The organism is Kallipyga massiliensis ph2 (genome assembly GCF_000311985.1).
Lineage (GTDB): Bacteria > Bacillota > Clostridia > Tissierellales > Peptoniphilaceae > Kallipyga > Kallipyga massiliensis.
On the sequence record NZ_HE978585.1, the window covers coordinates 911,750 to 935,717 of the forward strand.

Genomic DNA, 23,968 nt, shown 5'->3' on the forward strand with positions numbered 1-23,968 from the left:
ATGAGCCAAGACTATTTTTCCCTCCTGGTCATCTATCCCCGGGAGGACAACGACCTGATCAACCTCCTCTTCATGGAAGCAGGCATGATCGGGTCGGAGGTTATCGACCCTGAAACCATTGAAAGCTACCGGAAGCGGGCAGCCGAGTGGGAACTCTCCAACCGGGAGGAATTGCTCCGGGCCCAGGAGAAGGACCTGGGTCAGGAAATCCAGGAAGGCTTTATGGCCCAGAGAATTTTCTTCATGACGGACAAGAAGTCCCTGGCCAAATTGGACCGGGCGGAGCGCCAGGTCTATGAGCAGTATGGGGAGACCGTCCTGATTATCGAAGAGGGAAGCGTTGACAACAGTCATTGGAATGAAACCTGGCGGTCCTTCTATAAGCCCCTGGATGTGGGCCGGACTATCCGGATCCTTCCCGCCTGGATGGAGGAAGAAGGAGGGGACAGGGAGGTCATCAAGATCGATCCCGGTATGGCCTTCGGGTCAGGCTCCCATGAAACCACCCTGGTCTCCTTGGAATTTATGGAGGAAATGGACCTTAAGGACAAGGCCTTCCTGGACCTGGGAACAGGCTCAGGAATTTTAGCCATCTATGCCGCCCTCCAAGGGGCCGGTCCCGTGGAGGGGACGGATATCGACCCTGATGCCATCCGGACCGCTCGGAAGAATGCCGGAATCCAGGACCGGGACCTGGACATTGCTTTTTATGTCTCTGATCTTTTAGACCGGGTGGAGGGGACCTTTGACCTGGTGGCAGCCAACCTCCTCTATCCTCTTTTAGTCCGTCTCCTCCCGGACTTCCACCGGGTCCTCCGGCCAGGTGCCGGGATCATCCTCTCCGGCCTTTTGGCTGACCAGGCGGAAGCCATTCGAACCCAAGCTGAGGGCCTGGGCTACCGGGTCCTTGAAGACCGGGTCAAGGGGGAATGGGCGGGACTTGTTTTAGAATGGACGGGACGGGAATGAAGACCGTTGCTTTTTACACCCTGGGTTGCAAGGTCAACCAATATGAGTCCGAGGCCATGGAAGAGGCCTTCCTGGACCGGGGCTACCAACCGGTGGGGAAGGATGAGGGGGCGGATGTCTTTGTCATTAACACCTGCACCGTGACCCATGTCGCGGATGCCAAGTGCCGCCAGGCCATCCGCCGGGCCAAGCGGAAGAATCCAAATGCCCTGGTGGCGGTGGTGGGCTGCTATGTCCAGGTGGCCCCGGAAACCGTCCGGGTCATCGAGGGGGTAGATGTCCTCATCGGAACCAAGCGGAGGGACCGGATTGTGGATGCCGTGGAGGAAGTGGCGGCGACCGGGAGGAAGGTGGAGGACCTGGTCGACCTCAACCAGGTCCGGACCTTTGACGAATTGGGGATCTCCACCGAGCTCTCCACCACCAGGGCGGCCATCAAAGTCCAGGAGGGCTGCGAGATGTACTGCTCCTACTGCATCATCCCCTATGCCCGAGGCCATATGGCCTCCAGAGACCGGGAGGCCATCTTGGAGGAGGTCCGCCGCCTGGTTGCCAAGGGGATCAAGGAGTATGTCCTCACAGGGATCCATGTGGCCTCCTATGGGAAGGAAAGAACGGCCGAGGGAGTGGCAGAACTTGCCCAAAGACCCAAGGACCTCATTGACCTGGTAGAGGCTGTGGCTGAAATTCCCGGTGTAGAGAGAATCCGCCTCTCTTCCATTGAACCCCGGTGGGTGACCCCCGACAAGCTCCAAAGGCTCAAGGCCTGCGGGAAATTCGCTGACCACTTCCACCTCTCCCTCCAGTCGGGGTCGGACAAGATCCTGGAAGCCATGAACCGGAAGTACGACAAGGCCCTTTACCTGGAAAAAATAGAGGAAATCCGCCGGGTCTTTCCCCGGGCCGGACTGACGACCGATGTCATCGTGGGCTTTCCGGGTGAGACGGAGGAGGACTTCCAAGAGACCCTTGCCTTCGTGGATGAGGTCGGTTTTTCTAAAATCCACATCTTCCCCTATTCCAAGAGGGAGGGGACCCCGGCCGCCCTTTTCACGGACCAGGTTCCTTCTCCCATCAAAAAGGACCGGGCCGTCCGCCTGGCTGAGCGGGAGCTTGTCCTCCGCCATGCTTTTATGGACCGGATGGAGGGGGAGGAGGTCCAAGTCCTCTTTGAAGAAGGGGAGGATGGGACCATGATGGAAGGGTATACGGGCAATTACCTCCGAGTTCATATGGAAAGAAAAGAAACTTGGGTTAACCGGCTCATTTCAGGTAGAATAGGGAAAAGGGAGGGGGACCTCCTCCACTTTGAACCCGAACAATAAGGAGGTTGTCATGTCGGATTGCATTTTCTGCAAGTTAGCCAATAAAGAGATTCCTACGGAAGTGGTTTATGAAAATGAAGACGTCTTTGTTTTCAAAGATATGGAGCCGATGGCCAAGATCCACTACCTTTTCATCCCCAAGGCCCACCTGGAATCCGTCCAGGCCTTGGATGATTTTTCTATCATGGGCAAGCTCTTCGCCGCCATTCATGAAGTGGCGGAAAAAGAGGGCTTCGCAAAAGAGGGCTACCGGGTCATCTCCAATGTGGGGAATAACGGCAACCAGTCCATCCACCACCTCCATATCCATGTTTTAGCAGGAGAACCTATCCGCTTCCCCGGTTTTGACCATTGATGTCCATTGTTGACGGGGCCGGACTGTGATGGCTTGCATTCTACTACTTCCCGTTGTATAATGATTTGTATTTATTTTGCTCCAAGGGGGTGAGAATTTGCCAGAGATTCACGTTCGAGAGAATGAATCCATTGAAAGTGCTCTCAAAAGATTTAAGCGTTCCTGTGCTCGTGCAGGCACTCTTGCTGAGTACCGCAAGCGTGAACACTACGAAAAGCCTTCGGTGATTCGTAAGAAGAAGAACGACGCGGCCAAGCGCAAGAACCGGAAGAGAAAATAAGCAAAATCATACGACAGAATTTTTTTATCGATGATTTTCAGGCTCCGGTTGCCGGAACCTGTCGAGAAGACTGTGCAGTTTTCCTGCACAGTCTTTTTTTTGCCCGGTGCCGATAAAGGACCATTTGGGTAGGCCCATAATCTGGGGTATAATAAGAGTGTTGGGGAAGTCGGACTTTTCCGACCTTAAATCTGTAAATTTGAAGTTTTTTTAGAAAGGAGGAATGATGACTCCATCAATGCTTGCCAGTATTCTTCTTATCCTGGCCATCCTTCTCATCGTAGCAGAGGTCTTTTTACCCAGCCATGGTATCCTGGGATTTCTCGGCGCCTTGGCCATAGGAGGCTATCTTTACTTTTCCATCCAGGCCGGCTATTGCTCGACCCTGGAGATCATCCTCTTTGTGGCGGGCCTGGTCCTCCTGGTCTTTGAGGCGGTCCTTCCCGGTTTCGGCCTGCCCGGCATCACCGGGACCATCCTTCTCTTCATCGCCATCACCCAATCCGCTGAAAACCCCGGACTGGGTCTGACGACGCTGGCGACGGGGGCCCTTGCCGGCTTGGGACTGGGCTTTATCCTGGTCAAGGCCGGTTTTACCAGCAAGCTTTTCACTCAGTCCGTTCTCGATACCAAGTTGAGCTCGGAAGAAGGCTTCCTGGCCCGGAAGAATCCGGATGCCCTCTTGGGCCAGGAAGGGATCACCCTAACCCCTCTCCGCCCCTCCGGAAGGATCCTGGTTGGTGACCAAAAGCTGGATGCCATGAGCCAGGGGGAGTTTATTGAAAGCCAAGCTACTATTGAAATCTATGAAGTCTCGGACGGAAGGATCCTTGTCCGTCCCAAGAAGAAGTAAAAGGACCGGCAGAGTATAGCCGGCCCCTTTTTCCACCGGTCGCACTCGATAAATCATTAAGGAGGTTACCTATGCCCTTTGGACTATCCCCGGGCTACATCCCCATCGTCATTATCGTTATCGCTTTTTTATCCCTCTTTTTCTCCTTTGTCCCCGTGGGGCTTTGGATTACCGCCCGTTTTTCAGGCGTTCCTGTAGGGATTTCCGACTTGATCGGCATGCGGCTCCGCCGGGTCAATCCTTCGAAGATCGTTAACCCCATGATCAAAGCCACCAAGGCCGGCCTCAAGCTCGACATTGGCGAGCTGGAAGCCCACTACCTGGCCGGCGGACGGGTCAACTCGGTCATCGATGCCCTGATTGCCGCCCAAAGAGCCAACATCGCCCTGGACTTCAAAGAAGCTACGGCCATCGACCTGGCCGGCAGGAATGTCTTTGAAGGAGTTCAGGTTTCTGTCAACCCCAAGGTTATTGAGACCCCGACTATCGCCGCCGTGGCCAAAAACGGGATTGAAGTCATGGTCAAGGCCAAGGTCACCGTCCGGGCCAATATCCAACGCCTGGTCGGTGGTGCCGGTGAAGCCACCATCATCGCCCGTGTCGGCGAAGGCATTGTCACCACGGTAGGTTCCTCCGAATCCCACACCGAGGTCCTGGAGAACCCGGACAACATTTCAAAAACAGTCTTGAATAAGGGCTTGGACTCCGGGACCGCTTTTGAAATCCTCTCCATCGATATCGCTGATGTCGACGTGGGCCGGAACATCGGGGCCAAGCTCCAGACAGACCAGGCTGAAGCGGATAAGCGAATTTCCCAGGCCAAGGCCGAGGAGAGACGGGCCCAGGCCGTTGCTGCCGAGCAGGAGATGATCGCCGAGATCCGCCGCCAGCGGGCCAAGGTCGTCGAGGCGGAGGCCGAAGTGCCCAGAGCCCTTTCCGAAGCCCTCCGGTCCGGAAAACTGGGCGTCATGGACTACTATAATATGAACAATATCCAATCCGATACCCGGATGAGGGAATCCATCGCCGGCAATGAGAAGCATGATGGCGACGAAGAGAATTAAGCCATTGCAGGAATAAAGAGAAGGGACACACCATGTCCATAAAAGCCTTTTTAGACCGTCTTGAAGAGGAACTGAAGGAAGCCCAGAAGGCCCAGGAAGCCTTGCAGGCCCAAAAAACCAACCGGGCCCGGAAGAGGAAGAAGGCCTCCAAAAAGCCGACTGAAGGCTCTTCCCGAGACCGGGAAAGCGCCGGTTTGGCTGAAGAAAGGTCCCGGGCAAATAAGGAAGAAGCCCGCCGGGTCATCCAGGAATCCCGTCAGACCTTCCGTGACTATAAAGACGAAGGCGGGGAGGAGACCGGGACGGGGGGTCTTGCGAGTGAGAGAAGTGGCCTGGGCAAGACCCAAGTCATGGAAAGAGACCCTCGTTTTTCCAAAGCCAGCCGCCCCTCCCGAGAAGAGATGCGAAAGGCTCTGGTTTGGAAGGAAATTTTAGGGCCCCCGAAGGCGCGTAGAAGATAAGGAGAGTGATTCAAGAGTTTATGTCAACAGCGATTTGGCAGGACCAATCAGGCCGGGGCGAGGATACCCCGGCCTTGTTTGGGCATTTGGATGAAAATAAAAAACTAATCGAGGACCGCTACGACGTGACCATCCGGGTTAAGGATGGTCAGCTGGAAATTACCGGGGAGGACTACGACCTCCAGGCCACCCGGGCCGTCCTCGACTCCATGGAGGAGATTATCCACCGTCAGGACTATGTGACCAAGGAAGAAGTGTCTTATCTTTTGGATGTTCAGGATCAGGATGCCGATCTTCCGGTGGGGGACATGCTCAAGGATGTCATCGTCACTACTTCCCGGGGCAAGCCCATCCGGGCCAAGACCATCGGCCAGAAGCGGTATGTGGATGCCATCAATGAGAACGGCTATACCTTCGGGATCGGTCCTGCCGGGACCGGAAAGACCTACCTGGCCATGGCCATGGCCGTCAAGGCCTTTAAGGCAGGCCAGGTGTCACGGATCATCCTGACCCGTCCGGCCGTGGAAGCCGGGGAGAGCCTGGGCTTCCTGCCGGGTGACCTCCAGGAGAAGATTGACCCCTACCTCCGTCCACTTTACGATGCTCTTTTTGAAATCCTGGGTAATGACACTTACCTCAAACTCAAGGAAAGGGGCCTGATCGAGGTAGCTCCCCTGGCCTATATGCGGGGCCGGACCCTGGACAATTCCTTTATTGTCCTGGATGAGGCCCAAAACACCACTCCCCAGCAGATGAAGATGTTCCTGACCCGGATGGGTTACGGGTCCAAGGCGGTCATCACCGGAGACATTACCCAGGTGGACCTGCCCAATGGGAAGTCTTCCGGTCTGAAAACCATCCAGCATATCCTCCGGGATATTGATGGAATCGCCTTTTGCTACTTCAACCGGGCGGACGTGGTCCGTCACCCCCTAGTCCAAAAGGTGATCGATGCCTTTGAGAAGTATGAAGGCAGTCAGGGAGGCGGCCATGGCCCGGGGAAGGGGTCCCCAAAGAAGGCGAAAGGAGACCGGTCGAAGGACCGGGGAAGGAACAAGTAGGCGGGAAAGATGATCGTAGATATTGATAATCGGGATAAAAACCTTAGTCTGAGCCAGGCCCGACGGGACCTCCTGGAGGAGGCCCTGTCGACGGCCCTTTCTATGGAAGGCATTGAGGAGGAGGTCACCCTCTCCCTGTCTTTCGTGGAGGGGGAGGAGATCCGGACCCTCAACCGGGACTACCGGGGGGTGGATCAGGAAACAGACGTCCTCTCCTTTCCCGCCCATGAGCCGGAGGAGATTGCGGCCCTGAAGGACCAGGGACGGTTGGCTATCCTGGGGGATATCGTCATCAACCAGGACCGGGTCCGGACCCAGGCTTTGGACTACGGCCACTCTGAAGATCGGGAGTCCGCCTACCTGGCTGTCCACTCCCTCCTCCACCTCCTGGGCTATGACCATGAGAGGGAGGAGGATAAGGCGGTTATGCGGGCCAAGGAAGAGGCGGTCATGGACCGGCTGGGCCTTTCCCGGGAGGCGGAAGTCCCCTTCCACTCGGGCTATGTGACCATCCTGGGCCGGCCCAATGTGGGGAAGTCCACCCTCCTCAATGCCCTCATGGGGGAAAAGCTCACCATCACCTCCAACAAGGCCCAGACCACCCGAAATGAGATTAAACTGATTTACACGGATGACCGGATGCAGGTCATCTTCACCGATACCCCGGGCTACCAGACCCCAAAGAATAAGTTGGGGGAGGCCATGCTCAAGATGAGCCGGGATGCGGTGAATGGGGTGGACCTGGTCATTTACATCACGGATCCCTCCCCGGAAGCGGGGCGGCTGGATAACCTTCTGCTGGACTACCTGGAAGGGGTAAAGCTCCCCAAGATCTGCCTCATCAACAAGGCGGATCAGGCGGAGGACCTCCTTCTTTTTGCGGTATCCGACCGCTATGAGAAGATGGGGACCTTCGACCGGGTCATCCTCTGCTCAGCCAAGGAGGGGGAGGGCCTGGACCGGGTCAAGGAGGCACTCTATGAGGCCCTTCCCCCCGGCCCGGCCTACTACCCGGAGGACATGGTCACCGACCGGCCCGAGCGCTTTATTGTTGCTGAGCTCATCCGGGAGAAGTGCCTGAAGAACCTGGCCCAGGAGGTCCCCCATGGGATCTATGTGGCCATCGACCAGATGACTTACCGGGAGACCGGGGACCTGGTGGATATCTATGCCACCATCGTAGTGGACCAGACCTCCCATAAGGGAATCGTCATCGGCAAGGGCGGGGCCATGCTCAAGAAAATCGGAACCCAGGCCCGGCGGGACATCGAAAACTTCCTCCAATGCCGGGTCAACCTCAAACTTTGGGTTAAAATAGAGAAGAATTGGCGGCAGAAGGGGCGACTGATTGACTCTTTCGGCTACGGGTCCGATGACCGGGGCCTGAACCAAAACTGAGGGGCAGCATGAAGCAGGATTTGAAAAATGTGGAGGGCCTGGTTCTTCGGGCCTACAACATCAAAGACTCTTCCCGGATCGTGGACCTTCTTGCCCGGGACCAGGGGCGGATTTCCTTCATGGCCCGGGGAGCAAGAAGGGATAAGTCCCCCTCCCTCAACCTGACCCAACCCTATGTGGAGGGGCGTTATAACCTTCAACCCGGTCGGTCCATATACTATTTCAAGGATGGGCAAATCCAAAATGCCCACCTGGGTCTCCGCAAGTCCATCCGACGCCTGGCCCTGACGGAGTTTTCCATCGAGGCCCTGACCTCGGTGGTCTTTACAGAGGGGGACCCCATCCTGTATGATTTCATGGTGACCTATTTGGGGACTGTGGAAGAGGCAGGAGAGAGTGACCTGACCCGGCTCCTTGGCGCCTACCTTTTTAAGTTGGTTTCCCTGGTGGGTTTCCGGCCCAGCCTAGGCTCTTGCCTGGAATGCGGGGGAGGGGTCAAGCTTCCCCTGGTCTTTGACCTCCATGGCGGGGGGATGGTCTGCGATGACCACCCGGGCCGGCCCGGCCAAAGAACCCTGTCCATGGACCAGTATCAGGAGCTGGTGGCCTACCTGACCCAACCCTTCCGGGAGATCCGGGAGGGAAGTCGGGAGGAGAAAGGGGAACTTTACCGGACCACGGCAAGGCTCTGCCTGGCTTATTTTCAAATTCAAACCGGTCGAGACCGGTTCAAAAGTTTAGCAATGCTGCAAGATCTGGGCCTGGTGTGATAGAATCAATCGGCCAATAGGAGGATATCGAATGCATCTACAAGACATGATACAAAAACTGACAAGTTATTGGGCCGACCATGGCTGTGCCATCCTTGAGCCCTACGATGTGGAGAAGGGCGCCGGGACCATGTCCCCCCACACTTTCCTTCGGACCCTGGATGCCAGCCCTTGGCATGTAGTCTATGTGGAGCCTTCCCGCCGGCCGGCGGACGGACGTTATGGGGAGAACCCCAACCGTCTCTACCAGCACCACCAGCTCCAGATCATTCTCCAACCTGCTCCGGACGACATCCAGGACCTCTATCTCAAGAGCCTGGAAGTCATCGGGATTGACCCCCTTGCCCACGACATCCGCTTCGTGGAGGATAACTGGGAATCCCCCACCCTGGGCGCCTGGGGTGTGGGTTGGGAAGTCTGGTTGGATGGGATGGAAATCACCCAGTTCACCTACTTCCAGCAGGTCGGTTCCATCCCTCTTGAGGTGGAAGCCGGAGAGATCACCATGGGTCTGGAACGGATCGCCATGTATATCCAGGGGGTCAACAACGTCTTCGACCTCCAGTGGAATGATGAGCTGACCTATGGGGATATTTTCCATTTGCCGGAATATGAGAACTCCATGTACGCCTTCCAGACGGCCAATGTGGACCGTCTCCGGAATTTCTTTGAGGAATATGAGAAGGAAGCCCAGGACCAGATCGCCCGGGCCCTGGTCTATCCCGCCTACGACTATGTCCTGAAGTGTTCCCACACCTTCAACATCCTGGATGCCCGGGGGGCCATCGCCGTCTCCGAAAGAAACCACTACATCAGCCGGATCCGGGACATGGCCCGTCAGGTTGCCGAACTCTACCTGGAGAAAAAACAAGGTAAAGAGGAAAAGGAGGAGGAAAGTCATGAATAAGTATTTTCTTGAAATAGGGGTGGAAGAATTTCCCTCCCGCTTTATCGCCTCCACCAAGGAACAGCTCATCAACAACGTCCTCAAGATTCTATCAGAGGAGGGTCTTTCTGTAGAAAGCACGCGGATCGAATCCACCCCCCGGCGCTTTGCCCTCTGGCTGGAGGGTATTGGAGCGGAGGACACGGAAGCTTTCGAGGTCGTCCGGGGCCCCTCGGTCCGGGTGGCCTATGACCAGGAGGGCCAGCCCACCAAAGCCTTGGAGGGCTTCCTCCGGTCAAAGGGCCTGAGCCCGGACGATGTCTATGTGGAATCCAACGGTAAAGAGGACTATGTCTTTGCAAAAATCACTAAGGAGGCGGTTTCTCCTGAGAAGGTCTTGAAAAAGGCTATTCCGGAAGCCATCCGGCAAATCTCCAACCCCCGGTCCATGCGTTGGGGAGGGAAGAACCTCCGCTTTCTCCGCCCCATCCGCTGGCTGGTCTCCCTCTATAACGACGAAGTCCTGGACTTCGACCTGGAAGGGATTCCTGTCGGACGGACGACCAAGGGTCACCGCTTCCTAGGCCACGGTACGGTGGAAATCACAACGATCGATAGCTATGAGGAGACCTTAAAAGAAGAGTTTGTCATCGTGGATGAGAGCGAACGGCGGAACATCATCGTCCGCGGGCTCAACCGCAAGGCCAGAGAGCACGGGGGCCTGCCCATGCATGATGATGACCTCCTGGATGAAGTCGTCTCCATCGTTGAATACCCCACCGTCTTTATCGGAGAGATCCCCCAAAACTATCTGGACCTCCCCCAGGAAGTCATTATCACGCCTATGAAGGACCACCAGCGCTATTTCCCTGTGGTTGATGATGAGGGTAAGCTCCTGCCCTACTTCCTCTCCGTCCGCAATGGGAACGAAGAGGGAATCGAAAATGTGGTGGCCGGAAATGAGAAGGTCTTGGTTCCTCGCCTGGAGGATGCCAAGTTCTTCTACGACCAGGACCTCTCCCAGGCCCTGGAAGACTACCTGCCCAAGCTGGATGACCTGGTTTTCCATGAGAACCTGGGGACCATGCTGGATAAGACCGGGCGTTTGGAATCCCTGACCCGGTCCCTGGCGGAAAATATGGACTGCGGGCCCGAAACCATGGCCGCGGCGACCCGGGCTGCCCGCCTCTCCAAGGCCGACCTGGTCACCCAGATGGTGGTGGAGTTTACGGAACTCCAGGGAATCATGGGCCGGATCTATGCAGAAAAGAATGGGGAAGAGGGCCTGGTTGCCCTGGCCATTGAAGAACAGTATATGCCCAAGGGGGCTGACGGCCAGGTTCCCCAGTCTACCCCCGGGATCATCCTTTCCCTGGCGGATAAAATGGACAACATCGCCGGCCTCTTTGCCATCGGTGTCCGGGTCACGGGTTCCCAGGACCCCTTCGGCCTCCGTCGGGCCGCCAACGGGATCATTGACATCCTTTATGAGGCTTCCCTCCATATCAATCTATGGGAGGGCTTCCGGGACGCCCTTGTTCTTTATGTCGAAGAGGAGGGCCTGGTCTTTGACTACGATGAGATCATGGAGACCATCTACAACTTCTTCCTGGGCCGCCTCCGGACAAAGATGGATGACCTGGGGATCCGCTATGATGTGATCGATGCGGTCTTTGCTTCCAAGGAAAAGGACCTCCTCTCCCTGATCAACATGGGGGAGGCCATCGACGGCTACCTTAAGGAAGAGGGGGGTGACCTCCTGATCACGGACTTTGTCCGGATTGAGTCCCTGGCCAAGAAGTATGAGGGCCAGCCTTTAGTGGAGGAGGTCCTGGAGGATGAGGACCGGGTCCTCTACCAGTCCCTCAACCGGAGGGAGACGGTTGAAGAAGCCATCGAAAAGGGCCACTATAAGGAAGCCCTGGACCTGCTCAAGGATTGGATGCCCCTGGTCAACGACTACCTGGACAAGACCATGATCATGGTGGAGGATGAATCCCTCCGGGCTGCCCGCCTGGCTATGCTCCATACGATCAACGAAGTCATTTCCCGGATTCTGGTTCCTTCGGCCATTGTTCGAGAATAAGAGGGAAGGCCCGGGGGAAAAGGAGGCCGGTTTGCGTACGGTAGACATCTACATCATTTCTGATTCCAGCGGAGAAACGGGGGAGGCCATGGCCCGGGCCCTTATGGGGCAATTTCCGGACCTGGAAGCTCGCTTCCTCCGCTATCCGGACTTAACAGAGCCGGCGGAGGTGGATTCGGTCATATCTCGGATCCTGGAACAAGGCCGGAAGTCATCTTCCCTGGTTGTCATCTCGGTCGTCCTGGCGGAAATCCACCATTCTTTGGTGGAGGCCTGCCAGGCTGCCGGACTCCCCTTCATCGACCTCTATGCCGATGCCATCACCACCATCATGAAGGCCTTCGACGTTCATCCGGTTATGGAGGCGGGGATGACCCGAAAGCTGACGTCCAACTATTTTGACCGGATCTCTTCGATGGAATTTGCGGTCCGCTATGACGACGGTAAAGATCCCCGGGGCTTTCTCAAGGCTGACCTGATCCTTCTGGGAGTTTCTCGGACCTCCAAAACCCCCCTGTCCATGTTCCTGGCCACCAAGGGCTACAATGTCGCCAACCTCCCCCTCCTCCCGGAAGTGGACTTGGCTGAGGAGGTCTTCCAGGCGGACAAGAGGCGGATTGTGGGCCTGACGGTTTCCGAAGCCCAACTCTTTGAAGCCCGAAAGAACCGCTTATCTACCTTGGGGATTGCCGAGGATGCGGACTACATCGCGGACTCTCGGATTGAAAAGGAGCTGTCCTATGCCCGGTCTGTCTTCGATCAATTGGGCTGCAAGGTTATCGATGTGACCGACTCAGCGATTGAAGTCACGGCAGCCCGGATTGTCAACTACCTCCAGGAGACCTTTGGCGACGAGGCCAAGCGTCAGTTGGGCCAGGAGGCTATGATCTGAGAACCGCTTTAGGGAGGACCCGGCGAATCACTTTCAACAAAAGACTAAGGAGACGGCAACCGTCTCCTTTTTGTTTTTCCCCTTGAAGGGTATAGATATGTTGATCAAAATTTGGGAAGGAGGGGGAGGCATGCGACAGCGAAAAGACATTGAAAAGATCGAGGAGACCCTCTTGGCCCCCCGGGCCAGCCGGGCCAGCCAGTCTCGGGGGAGGGCTTTTCCCGAGGAAGAGGACCCCTACCGGACCATCTACCAGAGGGATCGGGACCGGATCCTCCACTCCAAGGCCTTCCGTCGGCTCAAGCACAAGACCCAGGTCTTTATCGCCCCGGAGGGGGACCACTACCGGACCCGCCTGACCCACACCTTGGAAGTGGATCAGATCGGCCGGACCATGGCCCGGGCCCTGGCCCTGAATGAGGACCTGGTGGATGCCATCGCCCTGGGCCACGATGTGGGCCACACCCCCTTCGGCCATGCCGGCGAGTACGTCCTGGAGAAAATCCTGGGGAAGTTCTCCCATGCGGAACAGTCGGTCCGGGTCCTTTCCTTTATGGAGCAGGGGTCCAAGCGCCACGATTATGTGGGCCTCAACCTCTCCTGGGAGGTCCTGGACGGGATCAGGAACCACTCGGGCGGGAACCAGGCTGCCACCCTGGAGGGCCGCCTCCTCAAGTTTGCCGACCGGATCGCCTATGTCAACCACGACATTGACGACTCCATCCGGGCGGGGGTCCTTAAAGAAGAGGACCTGCCCAAGGAGTGCACGGATGTCCTGGGCCACTCTTTCTCTGACCGGATCAACCGGATGGTCATGGCGGTCATCGAAGCTTCTGATGGCCAGGATGATATCCTTATGACCGAGGAAGTCTGGGCGGCCTCCCGGAAGCTCCGAGCATATATGTATGAGAATGTCTACCACAATGCCCTGGTCAAGAGCGAGAACGACAAGCTCCTTAAGGTCATCGAAGATATTTTTCATTTTTATTTGAAGGAGCCCGACCGCCTGCCTGAAAGCCACCGGGCCCTCTACATTAAGGATCATGCGGAGGATCCCCTGGAAAGGGTGGTGGCGGATTATGTGGCCGGGATGACGGACGACTACCTCATCTCCACCTACCGCAAGCTCTTTATCCCCCGGGCATGGACCGAAATGTAGGAAACTTTCTTTATCTTCAGACATGGTTTGAAAGCAGGTAACGGTGTATATTTCCGATCAAACAATCGATAGGGTCAGGGAGGCCATCGACATCGCCGGCCTGGTGGGCGATTACCTGGACTTAAAGCCGGCCGGCCGGTCCCTCAAAGCCTGCTGCCCCTTCCACCAGGAGAAGACCCCTTCCTTTATGGTGACGCCCGACCTGGGACGGTATAAATGTTTCGGTTGCGGGGAGTCGGGGGATGGGATCACCTTTGTCATGAAGATGGAACATCTGGATTTTCCGGATGCTGTCCGCTTTTTGGCGGACAAGTACGGGATCCCCATTGAAGCAGCGGATCCACGGGAAGTGGAGAGGCAGGAGAAGAAGGAAGCCCTCTTCCGGATCAACCGGGAAGCCGCCTTTTTCTACTACCGCCGCCTCCTGACCAACCGTCGGCCTCAGGCCTACCTCCGGAGGCGGGGGATGACCTCGGCCATCATCAACCCCTTTCTTTTGGGCTATGCGGACGGCCAGGGCCAGTCCCTCTACCGGTATTTGAAGGACAAGGGGGTTGAGGAGGCGGACCTTTTGAGCCTGGGCTTAATCGCCCGGTCCAATTCGGGTCAGGGCTTCTACGACAAGTTCCGCAACCGGCTCATCTTCCCCATTTTCAACAACCAGCGCAAAATTGTGGGTTTCGGAGGCCGGGTCATGGGGGATGGAATCCCCAAATACCTTAACTCTCCGGAGTCGGAGGTCTTTCACAAGGGCCACAACCTCTACGGAATCCACACCGTCATGGAACGCCCCCACCGGGACCGGATTATTATGGTGGAGGGCTACATGGACGTGATCGGCCTCTACGGCCAAGGGATCGACTATGCCATGGCCAGCCTGGGGACTGCCCTGACCCCGGACCAGGCCCGGCTGATTAAGCGGTATACGGACCAGGTTTACCTTTGCTACGACGGGGATTCCGCCGGAATCAAGGCCGCCAGGCGGGCGATCGGGGTCTTTAGGAAGGAAGACATCGTCCCCAAGATGATCCTCCTCCCAGACGGCCTGGACCCGGATGAGTATATTCATGCGAAAGGGAAGGAAGCCTTTGAGGAGGCCATCCGCCAGGCGGTGGACCCCCCTTCCTTTGAGATCAAGCTCATCAAAGCTGCCCATAACTTGGAGGAGGCCGGGGGGCGGATGGACTTCCTCCGCCAGGCAGTGGACTACCTGGCGACCCTGGAAAGTCAGGGCGTTCGGGATATTTACCTCCAAGAGGTGGCGGACTTGGCCGGGGTCAAGCCCGCTTCGGTGGAAAGCGACCTGGAGGAGGCGGTGAAAAAGAAGGAGGCCCTGGAAGAAGAAGCCAGGGCGCGTCGGGCCCGGGTGAGTGGCCCCGGCCCTTCGGGACCGATAGATGAGGCCTATGATGATGAGCCGGATTATTATGAGGAGATGGACCCCTTTTATGAGGATGGTCCGCCTCCCTATATGGAGGAGGGGATGGATAGGGCTCCGGACCAGGCGGCCGGGGAGATCCGGGACCTCCGGGTTCGGAGCCGGCTGGAGGAAGCCCTCCTCTTCCGCCTCCAGGAAGGACCCCTTGATGACGAGGATCTAGACCTCCTCATGGACTACATGAGCCCGGGTTTGGAGAAGACCCTGGCCGAGACCATGGTGGCCCTCCGAAAGGAAGGGATTGCCCCATCAGCTCAGGCACTCAAGGAGAGCTTGGGGGAGGCCCTGCCGGAGGTCCTTTACATGAAATTAGTCAGCCGGGAAAAAAGGGACCGGGTGAGTCCCCAAGACCGGGAGACCCTGGACAGGGAACTCTTCCACCGGGTCCGCCTGGCCCGGTTGAATGAAAATCGACGAGAGCTCGAAGGGAAGATCCGCCAGGCGACCCGGGAAGGCGGTGGTCAGGAGATCCCGGCGCTTTTCCAGGCCCTACAGGAGATTGACCAAAAGATGATGCAAATGAAAGAGGGAGTAGACCTATGACGGACAAGAAGTTGGAGAAGGATGAGATTGTTGATCTGGACGATTATAAACAGGAAATCATCGAAGAACTTCAAAAAGTAGCCGACCAGAACCACGACAAAATTGCCCTGAAGAACCTGGAAGACCTGGAAATCTTCGACCGCTTGGAAGACGACGACCGCCAGGACGTCCTCAAGGAATTGGAGGAGAGGGGGGTGGAAATCGAGGAAGAGGTCTACCGGTCCGCCTTGGAAGAGGAAGAAGAGCTAGAGGAAGAGGCTTTGGCTGAAGATGAGGACCTGGAGGACTTGGACGACCTGGATGAAGAGGTCGAAGAGAAGGAAGAAGAGGAGTCCAAGGCCAGGAAAAAGACCAAGAAGCAGCAGGCCGCCGAAGCCAGAAAGGCTATGCGGAATGTGGCTGTGGATGACCCGGTCAAGATGTACCTCAAGGAAATCGGCAGGGTGGACCTCCTGACTGCCCAGGAGGAGGTCATCCTGGCCAAGCGGATGGAGAATGCCCAGATGGTGGAAAAGGCCCTCCGGGGAGAGCGGCCCACCCTCCGTGAAGCCATCGAACTCGCCAAGAAATCCCTCAACCTGACCCAGGCTGACCTTCTTTTGGAAGTCATCCATGTCCTCAGTCAGGGAAAGGACCTCTCGGAGGACCTGGCCTCCCGGCTCAACCGCCTGGATATTTTCATCAACCGGGTCCTTCATGCGGAAGGTGACCGCCCCGACCCGGATTCCGATATTGCCAGAGCGGTGAAGACGGCAGCCTATGTGGAAAGATATATCCGCCGGAGATTGTCCAAGAAATCCATGACCGAGGAGGAATCCCGGGCCCTCAACTTCTGCATCAAAATTGAAGAGGCTGTGGTGACCAAGACCCTGGCCCCCGACCAGGTTACCAAGGACCAAGAAAAAATCATCACCTATGCCCTGGAAAATGAGGAGGCCATCAAGGCGGCGGTGGACCAGGTCTACAAGAAAAAGGAGGACAAGGATAGTGAGGTAAAATCTCTCCACCAGCTGGCCGAGGAGGCCGGCCTGCCTCCCTTCTCTGACAAGGACCAACTGAGCCCGGAGGAACGCCGGATCATCTACGAGCGCAATACGGAGATGGACAAGATGAACATCGCCCTCCGCAAGGCCCAACCAAAGGACGAATTGACCGAGCAGGAGGTGATTTCCTATGAGGTTTTGGGGAGGGAACTGGATAAGGTGAAGAAGGTCCTCGATGGCGAAATGACCGCCGACCAAGCCGAATTTGACCTGGACGGCCTGGCCCAGGTCCGGGAGGCCACCATCCCTGCCCGGAAGTTCCTTATGGGAGAGCCCATGGCGGAATCCGACCAGGCCCACCTTAAACGGGTCCGCTGGCAGGGGTCCGAGGCCAAGCAGTACCTGGCTGAAACCAACCTCCGTCTGGTCGTCTCCATCGCCAAGCGCTATGTGGGTCGGGGGATGTCCTTCCTGGACCTCATCCAAGAAGGGAACCTGGGCCTCATGAAAGCCGTCGACAAGTTCGACTACCACCGGGGCTTCAAGTTCTCCACCTATGCCACCTGGTGGATCCGCCAGGCGATCACCCGGGCCATCGCTGACCAGGCCCGGACCATCCGGATCCCGGTCCACATGGTGGAGACCATCAACAAGCTCTCCCGGGCCCAGCGCCAGCTCCTCCAGGAGCTCAACCGCGATCCGACCAATGAGGAGATTGCGGCCGAGATGGGGATTGACGTCGAAAAGGTCCGGGTGGTCCGGAAGATTGCCCAGGAGCCCATCTCCTTGGAAACCCCGATTGGGGAAGAGGAAGATTCCCACTTGGGTGACTTTATTGAAGATGATACGGCTGTAGCCCCGGATGAGGCAGCGGACTTTATCATGCTCCGGGAAGAACTCAAGAATATCCTCTCCACCCTCTCCGAAAGGGAGAGAAAGGTCCTCGAGCTCCGATTCGGCCTCAATGACGGGACCCCCAGGACCCTGGAAGAGGTGGGCAGGGAGTTCGATGTCACCCGTGAGCGGATCCGCCAGATTGAGGCCAAGGCCATCCGGAAGCTCAAGCATCCCACCCGTTCCCAGAAGATCAAGGATTTCATTGAATAGTCGGTGGACAACCACCCTGCCTCCTCCCTCTCGGCCTACCGGGAGGGAGGTTTTTTCAGGAGGGGAGAGAGGAGGGGGAAGATGACAAAGAGAGACCTCGGCGGTGACCGGATTCAAGCCCTGGTGGACCGGGTCCTGCCCTGCCGGCGAGTGATTGATGTGGGCTGTGACCATGGCTATACCTCCATGGGTCTGGCCCAAAGGGAGGATATCGGCCAGGTCCTTGCCACGGATATATCCGGTCCTTCTCTGACCAAGCTCCAGGAGGCGCTCGAAGATGGGGGAGAGGGCTGGAAGATAAAAATTACCTGCGTCAGGGCCGATGGACTTCGGGACCTTCCTTGGAAGGAGGCGGATGCCCTGGTCATCTCCGGCATGGGGGGTGGCCTGGTCCGGTCCATCCTGGAAGGAGAGGTCAATCTCTCCCGGTCCTGTCGCCAGTGGGTCTTGAGTCCCCAGAGCGACCTGGCCCATTTCCGGACCTACCTGGCCTCCCTTTCCTATGAAATACGGGAAGATATGGTGGAAGAAGGGGGAAAGTTCTATACCCTCTTCGACGTCCGTTTAGATGGAAAAATCCAGCCGGATTACCTTGAAAAGCTGGAGGCAGGGGACCCCTTCTTTTTGGACTATGGTCCTGACCTTCTGGCCAGGAGGGACCCGGTCCTTCTCCGGAAGATGAGGAAGGATCTGGCCGGTCTGGAAGACTTGGAAAGGAAGCTATCAGCTAGGCATCCGGAGAAAAGAGGGGATAAGCAGGAAAGACGCTTGAAAGAAGTGATCGAAGGAAAAAAACGGTTGGCGGCCTGGTTAGGGCCTGACCGATGAGGGAGGATGCGATGAGAATACAAGATTGGGTAGACCGTTGGGAAAAAATGGTTCCTCTGGACCTCCAGGAGGCCTGGGACCATTCGGGAAAGCAGGTGGGGGACTTCGGGGGAGAACTAACCGGGGTGGTCATGGCCCTGGACCTGACCCATGAGGCCATTGATCGGGCGGTGGAAGAGGGGGCTAACTTCATCTTCACCCACCACCCCCTCTTCTTTTCTCCCCTGGAGGACCTGGTCTACGGGTCACCCCGAGTCGACCTCCTGGTGGCCTGTATTGAAAAGAAAATTGCGGTTTATGCCTCCCACACCCCTTTTGACCGGGTGGATGGGGGAGTCAATGATGTCCTGGCGGAGGAGATCGGCCTCCGGGGCCGCCTTCCTCTGGAAGATGCCCCCCTGGATTCTCCCCACTGGGACCTGGCCAAGGGGATGGGACGGTTGGGCCGTCTTGTGGACCCCATGCCCTTAAAAGAGTATGCGGAAAGGATCCAGGAGAAGCTGGGTCTTCCTTCGGTCACCTTCTATGGAGACCCGGAGGCCCCGGTGGACCGGGTAGCTTGCCTGGGCGGGTCGGGGATGGACTTTGTCCCCCAAGCCCTTGAAAAGGGGGCCCAGGTTTTGGTGACCTCGGATGTCAAGTACCACGATGCCCAGGATGCCCTCAGGCGGGGCCTCTTCCTGGTCGACCTTTCCCACTACGGGTCGGAATTTCCGGCCATGAAAAGGGCCATGACCTGGGCCGGGGATTTCGCTCCTGAGGTCCCGGTCATTCTGGTGGAAAACGGGTTGGATTCAAAACGTTGGTCGACAGGCTACAGCTTGTGATATTATAGGAAATCGGAAGTAAGCCGGACTATCGCGACAGGTTCGAGGAAAGTCCGTGCACCATAGAGCAGGATACCGGATAACGTCCGGTGGAGGTGACTCTAAGGCCAGTGCAACAGAAATAGACCGCCCGCAAGGGTAAGGGTGGAAAGGTGAGGTAAGAGCTCACCAGCAGGCTGGAGACAGTCTGGCTCTGTAAACCCTATCCGGTGCAAGATCAAACGTCCAATGGGTTGCTCGTCCGGACAAAGGATCGCTGGAGCCCGGTGGTGACGCCGGGCCGAGACAGATGATAGTCGAAAACAGAACACGGCTTACCGGCTTGCTTCCCTATTTTTTCATATTCATGCGGAGGAGGAAACCATGAAAATTGCCATTGCATCCGACCATGCCGGCTTTATCCTAAAGCCTGCCATTGTAGACTATATCCGGGAATTGGGCCATGAGGTCAAGGACTTCGGTCCCTCCGACGATGGCCGAGTCAACTATCCGGACTATGCCCTCAAGGTATCCGAGAGCGTAGCCGGGGGAGAGTGCGACCTGGGCGTCCTCATCTGTGGGACCGGCATCGGCATGGCCATCACCGCCAACAAGGTCAAGGGGATCCGTTGCGGGTCCGTCTCGGAATCCTATTCCGCCCGCATGTCCAGGGAGCACAACAATGCCAATGTGATCTCCTTCGGCGCCCGGGTGGTGGGGGAGGACATCGCTAAGGACATCGTCAAAGCCTTTTTGGAGGGAGAATTCAAGGGCGGCCGCCATGGTGACCGGGTAAAGATCATCAGGGATTATGAAAGCTGCCATTAAAGCGATTTTTTTGACAGCCCCCCTCGATCTTGCTATTATAATTAGGTATCATTATGGGCAAAAATGCTTTGCCCTTTGATTCTTCTTCAATCTCATTCGCAGCGTCGGCGTGCGAAACAGAAATTGTCGAATATCCAAAACCCGCCACCTCGTAGTGCGGAGGCTAAATTTGCGAGGGTAGAAAAAGAAAAGGAGCAAAGATGAAAACGACCATGGCAAAACCCTTAGAGGTCGAGCGCAAGTGGTATGTCGTTGACGCTACCGACCAGGTTGTCGGACGTCTGGCGACCAACGTTGCCGCTGTCCTTCGGGGAAAGCACAAGCCCACCTTCACCCCCAATGTTGATACGGGTGACTATGTGATCATTGTCAATGCGGACAAGGTCCGTCTGACAGGCAACAAAGAAAATAAGAAGACCTACCGTTATCATACCGGTTATCCCGGCGGCATCCGGGAGATCCCCTATGCAGAGCTCTTGGAAAAACATCCGGAAAGGATTTTGGAAAAGGCCATCAAAGGGATGCTCCCCCACAACAAACTGGGACGGCAAATGTACAGAAAGCTCAAGGTCTATGCAGGCCCTGAACATGCCCATGCTGCCCAGATGCCCGAAGAACTCAAGTTTGATTAAGGAGGTCATCTATGGATCAATTTTATCGCGGTACCGGCCGTAGAAAATCTGCGGTAGCCCGTGTCCGTCTCCTTCCCGGCCAGGGCAAGGTGACCATCAACGACACCCCATTTGAAGAATATTTTGTCTATGAGGACCTCCGCCAGGATGCCCTTTCTCCCCTGACCCTGACCGGAAACCTCAACGGTTTCGACGTGGTCGCCACGGTCAAGGGCGGCGGTTATGCCGGCCAGGCCGGCGCCCTCCGCCTGGGCATTGCCCGAGCCCTCCTGGAATTCAACCCTGACTTGAGAAAGACTCTCAAGTCCTCCGGCTTCCTGACCCGGGACTCCCGGAAGAAGGAACGCTACAAATACGGATTCAAGAAGGCCCGTAAGAGCCCACAGTTCTCCAAGCGTTAAGGGAGACAATTCCGATTTCAAAAAGAGGCGGTGTCGAACGATTGGTTCGTTCGACACCGCCTCTTTTTATTTTTGCAGGTATTTCTTTCCATGACTCATTTTCTCTAGCCCATCGGGGTTGCCTAATTCCAAGGTGACCTCGCTTTGCCGGTGACCATATCACCTAACCCTCTCAATTTGATCATTCTTAAAATTTTTTGAGGAAGAAACCCTGACAATTTAATAAATCATAATAAAAACAGGGTGAGGAACCCTGACAATTTATTAAATCTAAAAATAATCAGGGTGGAAAAACACCCTGGCAATTTGCCGGATTGTTAGAATATCAGGGTAAATCCCCTGATAATTTGTCGAATTACGATAACATCAGGGCCAAAACACACCCTGACAAATTGCTAAATCATGAAATTGTCAGGAACAAAAACCCCGATAATTATAGCAATTCACAGGATTATCAGGGTCAGGAGCCCTATTTTTCACAAAAGAAGGGTGGCATTTCAACATGCCACCCTTGTCTATATGAGAAATCACACGGTTTTTTGGGAGAGGGGCTGGAGGCCGGACAGGACCCATTGGTAGGCGCCTGTGGTGACCGTCGACCCGCAGTATTCGCACTTGCCCTTCTGGTCGATGGAGATGTTGGCTCCGCAGTTGGGGCACTCGGTAACCCTGGTTTCCTGGTTGCTCTCGGTCCTGGCATCGATCTTCCGTTGGAAGGTCATCCGGTAGGTCATGAGGTATTTGCGCTTCGGATTGCCCTTGACCACCTTGCCCGTCTCATCATCCACGACATAGTCCTTATAGCGGGCCTGGAGGATGACGGTCAGGTACTGGTTCTGGGCATCTTGAGTAAATTCTTCCAGTTTTGTGGAAAGGACGCTGATGTCCTCAACCACATTGGTCTGTCCCTTTGCTTCAAAGGCCTCCAGTTGCTGCTGGTGCTGGAAGAAGAGCTGGTCCGCCTCGAAGGGCCGGATGGAAGGCCAATTTTTCTCTGTCCAGGCCCTTTGGAGGGTGACGAAAACGTTGGAAGCCCTAGTCAGGAAATTGGGTTTGGAGAAATTGGGGTCCAGGTCCATGAGCTGGGCAAGGCCCTTGTCTTCAGGGAAGTGGTTTGTGCCGGATCCTGCCTGGTAGGAGGACCGCTTTTTCCGGCCCTTAACCCCTCTGGCATTCATGTAGCGTAAGAAGAGGAAGAGGAGGACAACCGGTAGGATGAGCCAGGGTTGGCGTTCAAAGAGGTAGAGGAAAAAGAAGAGGTCTCCTGAGGAACTGGAACCTCCACCCCAGTCGTCATCCCAGTCATTGCCACCGCCCCAGTCATTGCCGCCACCCCAGTCGAAGTCGCCGCCACCACCCCAATCGGTATCCCAATCCACCCCGCCACCGACATCAGCCAGGGCATGAGGAAGGGCCAGAGCGCTGATGAGGATAAGGGCGACGAGGAATAAGATGATCACTCTCCGTTTTTTCATGAAAGCCTCCTCTTCCTTCTTTGTTTATCTTTTTCATTTTTACCCCAAATGGGGAATTTTGTCAGGGAGTTTCATTCGTGGTATCATTATACAAAATAAGTCAAGGAGACTTCTATGGCAAGTATTTTCGGTATCATCAATAAATACAAGGGTCAGCTCAACCTCCTGCCCATCCTGATCCTCATCTTTGTGGCGGCAACCATTCTTGTTTACGTCTTTTTTAACCGAGAACCCAAATTCAAGTATTTCCCTGCCCTGGTTGGTATCCTGGGGGGGCTCATCATAATGTGGGTGGGGTCCATGAATTTTACCACGGACAACGGGCTCCGTTGGGTCTGGTATGGGGTGGCTACCTTTGTCGCCGGCTGCATCGGCCTGGGGACAGCATGGCTCCTGGCTCTTTTTACCTCCATGCCGGGGATGGGGGACTTCAGCAAGAAGACCCGTCGTTCTGTGGGCAAAGGCGGTCCCAAGCCAAAGACAGCGAGGAAGAAGGTTAATAGGCCAACCACCAGGTCCACCGACAAGGTCCGCCGCCGGGGCGATGAATAAAATATGGAATGATGATGAAACAAAACCCCTTCCGGGAGGAACGATCCCGGGAGGGGTTTTTTGTATGATGAAGAAAGGAGTATTTACAGGAGTCGGTATTCCAGGGTCAGGGAGTCCGGGGCCAGGGAGGCCACTTCGAGAGACCAGGGACCGATCTCGGCCGTAGAGGTCAGGTGGGGTCCTCTCCATGGTCCGGAAAAGAGGCCGAAGACGGCGGTTTTCAGGCTATCCTCCCGGCTGGTTTTGACCTGGAGGGCGGCCCGACTGACCTGGTCAACCCGGACCTTGAGGATCCGGGTCATGTCCAGGACCTCCTCCCGGGTAAAGTGTCCCTGGACGGTCAGGAGGGTGGGGGAAGGAGAGGACTCAGGATTTTCGGGCTGATCCTCCTCCAGGAAGGTGACCTGGGCGGACTGGATCCGGTCGCCCTCCTTCCGACGGAAGTTAAAGGCCTGGCGGTTAAAGTAATAGGCCAGGGCGTGGCTGGTTAAGATCCGGAGGGTGACATCCCTCTGGTTGTTGATCCGGTCCCGGGGATCGACTTCAATGGTAACCTCGGAAGAAGAGGGCGCACCCTGGACAACATGAACCAGCTTGCCTCCTGATGTATAGGTTCGGATTAGGCGGAGGCCGGACAGGCTGGCCTTCTCAAGAGGAAGCCCCAATTGACTGTAGTCCATCAAAATGCTGTCCTTGAGGACAAGATGGCTGGTAACCCCCTCCCTCCGGCGTTGGATGATTTCGCTATTAAGTGTGATCTGATAGGGATTGCGTATAAGGCTCTTCATAGATCCTCCTCGGCCTATATTGTAGCAC

The 23,968-nt window shown here is 56.3% G+C and carries 24 protein-coding genes and 1 other RNA gene; 23 read left to right on the forward strand and 2 right to left on the reverse strand.

The genetic code is table 11. From position 1 onward, the window contains the following. From HGKM_RS04120 to rpsI, 22 genes are all read left to right on the forward strand, one after another. Complete coding sequence (locus HGKM_RS04120) at positions 1-969, forward strand: 50S ribosomal protein L11 methyltransferase (protein ID WP_019134074.1); 969 nt, start codon at positions 1-3, stop codon at positions 967-969. Next, a complete protein-coding gene (mtaB, locus tag HGKM_RS04125) occupies positions 966-2,294 on the forward strand; it encodes a tRNA (N(6)-L-threonylcarbamoyladenosine(37)-C(2))-methylthiotransferase MtaB (protein WP_034579576.1) in 1,329 nt (442 codons plus the stop codon). Before HGKM_RS04120 ends, mtaB begins: the two co-directional genes overlap by 4 nt. Positions 2,295-2,304: 10 nt before the next feature. After that, positions 2,305-2,649, forward strand: a complete 345-nt coding sequence (locus tag HGKM_RS04130; RefSeq protein WP_019134076.1) for an HIT domain-containing protein — start codon at positions 2,305-2,307, stop codon at positions 2,647-2,649. A 97-nt stretch (positions 2,650-2,746) separates the two neighbouring features. After that, on the forward strand, positions 2,747-2,929 hold the full coding sequence (rpsU, locus tag HGKM_RS04135) for a 30S ribosomal protein S21 (protein WP_019134077.1): 183 nt from the start codon (positions 2,747-2,749) through the stop codon (positions 2,927-2,929). A gap of 226 nt (positions 2,930-3,155) precedes the next feature. After that, a complete protein-coding gene (locus HGKM_RS04140) occupies positions 3,156-3,782 on the forward strand; it encodes an NfeD family protein (protein ID WP_172634688.1) in 627 nt (208 codons plus the stop codon). A gap of 71 nt (positions 3,783-3,853) precedes the next feature. After that, positions 3,854-4,846 (forward strand): flotillin-like protein FloA, encoded by a 993-nt coding sequence (gene floA / locus HGKM_RS04145; protein ID WP_019134079.1) that lies wholly within the window; start codon positions 3,854-3,856, stop codon positions 4,844-4,846. Positions 4,847-4,878: 32 nt separating this feature from the next. Next, positions 4,879-5,307: a hypothetical protein gene (locus tag HGKM_RS04150; RefSeq protein WP_019134080.1), complete on the forward strand. Its 429-nt coding sequence runs from the start codon at positions 4,879-4,881 to the stop codon at positions 5,305-5,307. 20 nt (positions 5,308-5,327) lie between these two features. Continuing rightward, positions 5,328-6,368: a PhoH family protein gene (locus HGKM_RS04155; protein ID WP_019134081.1), complete on the forward strand. Its 1,041-nt coding sequence runs from the start codon at positions 5,328-5,330 to the stop codon at positions 6,366-6,368. A 9-nt stretch (positions 6,369-6,377) separates the two neighbouring features. Then, positions 6,378-7,766, forward strand: coding sequence for a GTPase Era (gene era, locus HGKM_RS04160; protein WP_019134082.1), 1,389 nt, complete (start codon positions 6,378-6,380; stop codon positions 7,764-7,766). 8 nt (positions 7,767-7,774) lie between these two features. Further along, on the forward strand, positions 7,775-8,536 hold the full coding sequence (gene recO, locus HGKM_RS04165) for a DNA repair protein RecO (protein ID WP_019134083.1): 762 nt from the start codon (positions 7,775-7,777) through the stop codon (positions 8,534-8,536). Between the two features lie 31 nt (positions 8,537-8,567). Next, complete coding sequence (glyQ, locus tag HGKM_RS04170) at positions 8,568-9,443, forward strand: glycine--tRNA ligase subunit alpha (RefSeq protein WP_034578965.1); 876 nt, start codon at positions 8,568-8,570, stop codon at positions 9,441-9,443. Continuing rightward, positions 9,436-11,508, forward strand: coding sequence for a glycine--tRNA ligase subunit beta (glyS, locus tag HGKM_RS04175; protein ID WP_019134085.1), 2,073 nt, complete (start codon positions 9,436-9,438; stop codon positions 11,506-11,508). The genes glyQ and glyS overlap by 8 nt, the downstream gene beginning before the upstream one ends. A 31-nt stretch (positions 11,509-11,539) precedes the next feature. Then, positions 11,540-12,400, forward strand: a complete 861-nt coding sequence (locus HGKM_RS04180) for a pyruvate, water dikinase regulatory protein (protein WP_019134086.1) — start codon at positions 11,540-11,542, stop codon at positions 12,398-12,400. Positions 12,401-12,530: 130 nt separating this feature from the next. Then, complete coding sequence (locus HGKM_RS04185) at positions 12,531-13,559, forward strand: deoxyguanosinetriphosphate triphosphohydrolase (RefSeq protein WP_019134087.1); 1,029 nt, start codon at positions 12,531-12,533, stop codon at positions 13,557-13,559. A gap of 43 nt (positions 13,560-13,602) precedes the next feature. Next, on the forward strand, positions 13,603-15,540 hold the full coding sequence (gene dnaG / locus HGKM_RS08255) for a DNA primase (protein ID WP_019134088.1): 1,938 nt from the start codon (positions 13,603-13,605) through the stop codon (positions 15,538-15,540). Next, complete coding sequence (gene rpoD, locus HGKM_RS09045; RefSeq protein WP_019134089.1) at positions 15,537-17,630, forward strand: RNA polymerase sigma factor RpoD; 2,094 nt, start codon at positions 15,537-15,539, stop codon at positions 17,628-17,630. Before dnaG ends, rpoD begins: the two co-directional genes overlap by 4 nt. 81 nt (positions 17,631-17,711) lie before the next feature. Beyond that, positions 17,712-18,458 (forward strand): tRNA (adenine(22)-N(1))-methyltransferase, encoded by a 747-nt coding sequence (locus HGKM_RS08260; protein WP_154645920.1) that lies wholly within the window; start codon positions 17,712-17,714, stop codon positions 18,456-18,458. A gap of 11 nt (positions 18,459-18,469) precedes the next feature. Further along, positions 18,470-19,285 carry a Nif3-like dinuclear metal center hexameric protein gene (locus HGKM_RS04205; RefSeq protein ID WP_172634689.1) on the forward strand — a complete coding sequence of 272 codons (816 nt, stop codon included), beginning with the start codon at positions 18,470-18,472 and terminating at the stop codon, positions 19,283-19,285. Between the two features lie 15 nt (positions 19,286-19,300). Further along, positions 19,301-19,618, forward strand: an RNA gene (rnpB, locus tag HGKM_RS08325) — RNase P RNA component class A. Positions 19,619-19,648: 30 nt separating this feature from the next. Beyond that, positions 19,649-20,092, forward strand: coding sequence for a ribose 5-phosphate isomerase B (rpiB, locus tag HGKM_RS04210; protein ID WP_019134092.1), 444 nt, complete (start codon positions 19,649-19,651; stop codon positions 20,090-20,092). A gap of 200 nt (positions 20,093-20,292) precedes the next feature. Then, complete coding sequence (gene rplM, locus HGKM_RS04215; RefSeq protein WP_019134093.1) at positions 20,293-20,724, forward strand: 50S ribosomal protein L13; 432 nt, start codon at positions 20,293-20,295, stop codon at positions 20,722-20,724. 11 nt (positions 20,725-20,735) lie between these two features. Next, the gene (gene rpsI, locus HGKM_RS04220) at positions 20,736-21,125 is read left to right on the forward strand and encodes a 30S ribosomal protein S9 (RefSeq protein ID WP_019134094.1); all 390 of its coding nucleotides are present in this window, start codon (positions 20,736-20,738) and stop codon (positions 21,123-21,125) included. Between the two features lie 527 nt (positions 21,126-21,652). On the opposite strand, the gene HGKM_RS04225 is transcribed toward rpsI, so the two are convergent. After that, positions 21,653-22,600: a zinc-ribbon domain-containing transport protein gene (locus tag HGKM_RS04225; RefSeq protein WP_019134095.1), complete on the reverse strand. Its 948-nt coding sequence runs from the start codon at positions 22,598-22,600 to the stop codon at positions 21,653-21,655. Between the two features lie 114 nt (positions 22,601-22,714). Here HGKM_RS04225 and HGKM_RS04230 point away from each other — a divergent pair, with 114 nt between their 5' ends. After that, positions 22,715-23,152: a hypothetical protein gene (locus HGKM_RS04230; RefSeq protein WP_019134096.1), complete on the forward strand. Its 438-nt coding sequence runs from the start codon at positions 22,715-22,717 to the stop codon at positions 23,150-23,152. A gap of 83 nt (positions 23,153-23,235) precedes the next feature. Here HGKM_RS04230 and HGKM_RS04235 read toward each other — a convergent pair whose 3' ends face one another. Further along, positions 23,236-23,940, reverse strand: coding sequence for a hypothetical protein (locus tag HGKM_RS04235; RefSeq protein WP_019134097.1), 705 nt, complete (start codon positions 23,938-23,940; stop codon positions 23,236-23,238). Positions 23,941-23,968 lie beyond the last annotated feature (28 nt).